This window comes from Streptomyces sp. UH6 (assembly GCF_013421635.1).
GTDB lineage: Bacteria > Actinomycetota > Actinomycetes > Streptomycetales > Streptomycetaceae > Streptomyces > Streptomyces abyssomicinicus.
This window is the reverse complement of the sequence record NZ_JACADT010000679.1, coordinates 1-3,155: the sequence shown is the minus strand read 5'-3', so window position 1 is coordinate 3,155 and position 3,155 is coordinate 1. Positions and strand designations below refer to the sequence as shown.

Annotated in this window: 2 protein-coding genes; both read left to right on the top strand. The window is 69.7% G+C overall.

The window, feature by feature from the left end:
- Window positions 1-313 precede the first annotated feature (313 nt).
- Complete coding sequence (locus tag HW445_RS24150; protein ID WP_180223055.1) at window positions 314-706, top strand: hypothetical protein; 393 nt, start codon at window positions 314-316, stop codon at window positions 704-706.
- Window positions 703-3,155 (top strand): tetratricopeptide repeat protein (locus HW445_RS34290; protein ID WP_180223054.1); only part of this gene is annotated, 2,453 nt, incomplete at its 3' end. The genes HW445_RS24150 and HW445_RS34290, both read left to right, overlap by 4 nt.

Genomic DNA, 3,155 nt, shown 5'->3' with positions numbered 1-3,155 from the left:
CACCGCCGCCCGGGCCGCCGGACACGACCCGCTGGAGATCGCCCGCGCCGGCGGCTGGGCCGACGGCTCCCGCGTCCTCGCCCGCTACCTGGACGACGTCGACCGCGTGAAGAACTCACCTCTGATCGGTATCGGGCTCTGAGCGATGAGTCTGAGAGACCGGGAGGTTCCGGGCCCTCAGACTGCAGCTCTTGCATGTCGGTTCGACCGTCGGCCGGGGCGGCTTCCCACTGAGTTGCGGCTGTTCTTCCGGCCTGGCGATGGCAGTCTGTTGCCAACGTGACGTAGGAGGGGGGCCGCGGTGGTGCGGTGGGTGCGTTGGCTGGTGGCGGTGACCGCGGCGGCGGTCTCGTTCGGGGTGGTCCTGTGGGTGGTGCGGTCGGTGTCGTGGGGCTGGCTGCCGGAAAGCGAGGAGGCGCGGTGGGGGGTGGCGGCCGCGTTCGCCGCCGTGGTGGCCGGTGGGGTACTGGCGGCAGTCGGCTGGTGGGCCGGACGACAGGAACAGCCGGGTGGACGCCGTATGCGGGCGAGAGCGTCCGGACATGGGCGGGTCGAGCAGGTGGGCGGTCACCGCGGTGTGCTGGGCGGAGCGGGAACTGCCGCTCCCGATGACGTCCAGCTGGACGCGAAAGCGACGGGGCGCGGCCAGATCCGGCAGACCGGCGGTGACGACTCCACCGGCACCAGCGGGCTGGGTACCCCGTGACCCGCAACGAGGACACCAGCGTCCAGCGGGACCTGCAGGCAGACGCCTCCGGACACGGCCGGATCTCTCAGGTCGCCGGCAACTCCTACCAGGTCGCCGGCGACTACTACGAGGCCCCGCAACCGGGATTGGCGGTGCCTGCGCCCACCACGTTGCCGCCGCGCGCGCGTCTGGTGGGCCGGGCAGAACAGACAGAGCAGCTGCTGGGTCTGCTTGACCCTTCGGCTCCGGGAGAGTCGGCGGTGGTGGTCTCTGCCGTCTCGGGGCTGGCCGGGATCGGCAAGACGGCTCTGGCCCTGCAGGCGGCCCATGAGGCGGTCGACCGAGGCTGGTTCCCCGGCGGTGCCCTATTCCTCTCCCTGCACGGCTACGACCCCGACCGGCGCGTCGAAGCCGAACAGGCACTGAGCATCCTGCTGCGCGGCCTGGGCGTCACGGAGGCGGACCTGCCCCCGACCCATGACGAGCAACGGGCCCTGTACCAGGCAGAACTGGCCGCCCGGGCCCAGCAGGGTAAGCCGGTACTGGTGATTGCCGACGACGCCGGCGGCACCGGCCAGGTACTGCCACTGGTACCGGGCCCCCGCCTCCACCGCCTGCTGATCACCTCCCGCCACACCCTGGACCCGGTCGCCCTCACCGCCCGCCGTCTACAACTGGACGAACTCGCTCCCGCACAGGCGACCGCCCTGATCGCCGACGCCCTCACCCTCGCCGACCCGCACGACCCGCGCCCGGAACAAGAACCGGACGCTCTCGCCGAGATCGCCGCCCTCTGCGGACACCTGCCCCTGGCCCTGGTCATCGCCGCCGCCCTGCTCACCGCCGACCCCGGCCAACCCCTGACCGCCCTCGCCGAACTCCTCAACACCGAACACACCCGCCTGGAAGCCCTCCACTACGACGACCACAACGGCCACTCCCTCGCCGTCCAAGCCGCCTTCGACCTCTCCTACCAAAAACTGCCCCCCGACCAAGCCCGCCTGCTACGTCTGCTGTCCTGCAACCCGGGCCCGGACATCTCCACGGAGGCCGCCACCGTCCTCAACAACGGCGCGCCGGCCCGCCCGCTGCTGGCTGCCCTGGCCCGGTCCGGTCTGCTGACAGAACAGCCTGTCGGCAGCAACCGCTGGCACATGCACGACCTGATCCGCCTCTACGCCCATCATCAGCATCAGGAGACGGACGACAACAAACAGCGCCGACAGAGCCTGGCCAGCCTGCTCGAGTACTACCAGACCACCTCAAGAGCGGCCGGTGACCGTCTGAGGACCTTGCCCGGAAAGACGGTGTCTCCCCGCTTCACAGGTCGTGCCGAGGCGTTGGTCTGGATGGATACCGAACGAAATAACCTTCTGCTCGCCGCCGCAGCCCATTCGTCGTTCGCCCTCCAAGCCGTCGGCAGCCTGAGCGAGTACCTGCACCTGCGCCGCGCTTTCACCGACGCCCTCGCCCTGGCTCAGCACGCACTCACCGCCGCCCACGAGGTTGGTGACCGGCTCGGTGAAGGCATGGCCCTGACCAACCTCGGCCTCGCACTGCAGGAGGTGCGGCGGTTCGAGGAGGCCATCGACGCACACACCCAGGCCGCCGAAATCTGCCGTGAGCTCGGCGACCGGCACCGCGAAGGGACGGCCCTGAACAACCTCGGCAACGCCCTGCAGGAGGTGCGGCGGTTCGAGGAGGCCATCGACGCACACACCCAGGACTTGGAAATCTGCCGTGAGCTCGGCGACCGGCACGGCGAAGGCATGGCCCTGAACAACCTCGGCACCGCGCTGCAGGAGGTGCGGCGGTTCGAGGAGGCCATCGACGCACACACCCAGGCCGACGAGATTTTCCGTGAGCTCGGCGACCGGCACCGGGAAGGGACGGCCCTGAACAACCTCGGCCTCGCGCTGCAGGAGGTGCGCAGGTTCGAGGAGGCCATCGACGCACTCACCCAGGACTTGGAAATCTGCCGTGAGCTCGGCGACCGGCACGGCGAAGGGAGGACCCTGAACAACCTCGGCAACGCGCTGCAGGAGGTGCGGCGGTTCGAGGAGGCCATCGACGCACACACCCAGGCCGGCGAGATTTTCCGTGAGCTCGGCGACCGGCACGGCGAAGGGACGGCCCTGAACAACCTCGGCAACGCCCTGCGGAAGGTGCGCAGGTTCGAGGAGGCCATCGACGCACACACCCAGGCCGGCGAGATTTTCCGTGAGCTCGGCGACCAGCACCGCGAAGGGACGGCCCTGAACAACCTCGGCAACGCCCTGCGGAAGGTACGCAGGTTCGAGGAGGCCATCGACGTACACACCCAGGACTTGGAAATCTGCCGTGAGCTCGGCGACCGGCACCGCGAAGGGACGGCCCTGAACAACCTCGGCAACGCCCTGCAGGAGGTGCGGCGGTTCGAGGAGGCCATCGACGCACACACCCAGGCCGACGAGATCTTCCGTGAGCT